This is a genomic window from Bartonella sp. LB28NMGDW (assembly GCF_042194435.1).
Taxonomy (GTDB): Bacteria; Pseudomonadota; Alphaproteobacteria; order Rhizobiales; family Rhizobiaceae; genus Bartonella; species Bartonella grahamii.
Genome location: NZ_JBHIMX010000113.1, coordinates 1 through 894, shown reverse-complemented (window position 1 = coordinate 894; position 894 = coordinate 1). Strand labels below are relative to the sequence as shown.

General features: G+C 42.3%; 1 pseudogene. It reads right to left on the bottom strand.

Going from position 1 to position 894, the window contains the following annotated elements:
* Positions 1–501: 501 nt before the first annotated feature.
* Positions 502–894 (bottom strand): annotated as a pseudogene (locus ACFIKG_RS09500) (late control protein); the annotation flags it as partial.

Genomic DNA, 894 nt, shown 5'->3' with positions numbered 1-894 from the left:
TGTAGCTTGCCAGCGGGTTTTGTATATTTTGCCACTAGGTTTTGTACCAATTTATTTTTTTTCAAAGAGTTTTAAAGTGGTTCTCAAAGGATCTTCAAAGACCTTTCAAAGATCATTTAAAGCCTCTTTTTCTTTTCTGCTCAAAATCACAATTTGAGATGATCAATCAAATTGACTGATAATTTTTCTGTATCCTAAGCACATTATTCAGAACATTATCAAAAAGAGAAAAAGCGTTTAAGGAATTCGGTCAACTTGACCAAATTGCTCTTCAGTCTGCAATTGTGCAATGTTTGCACCATTGCTCCTTTGAGGAATTGGGTAAACATTACCCTATTGCTGTACTCATGCAATTGGATCAACTTGATCCTATTTCTCGTTTTAGCAATTGGTGCAAGTTGCACCTATTCCTTACCTCCACACCAAAGTGCGAACTTTTGATTTTGGTCTCAATACTCTTCAACACCGATCAAAGGGTCAAGTCGACCCTTTGATTTTTTGTCACTCAGAGGTTTCCTTTTCTCCTGCCTCTTTTCCCTTGTTTGGTGCCTCAAAGGTAATTTCTGTGGTGTATCCACTTTGTTTTTCATAGCAGTGGGTGACAGTGGAAGCTTTCCATGGCCCATTGATTTGCCCACGAAACCCTTGAAGAAGCAGAGGTTAATCCGCCATGATTTCTGGGCGTCCCTCAAGGGTCAAAGAACCACTGCCCACAGCACGACACAACCTGTCCGACTCGGAAAGCAGCTCGTGCTTCCTCCTCACAAGTGTAACAAGTCCGTAAACGCCGCACGGGACCGCTAACCCCTGTCTGATGCTTAATGTGGCATTGCTGCCCTTTTGAGCGATCAAAATAAGAAGCTTCAATGGTGCCATATTGCGTGCGTGGCTCTA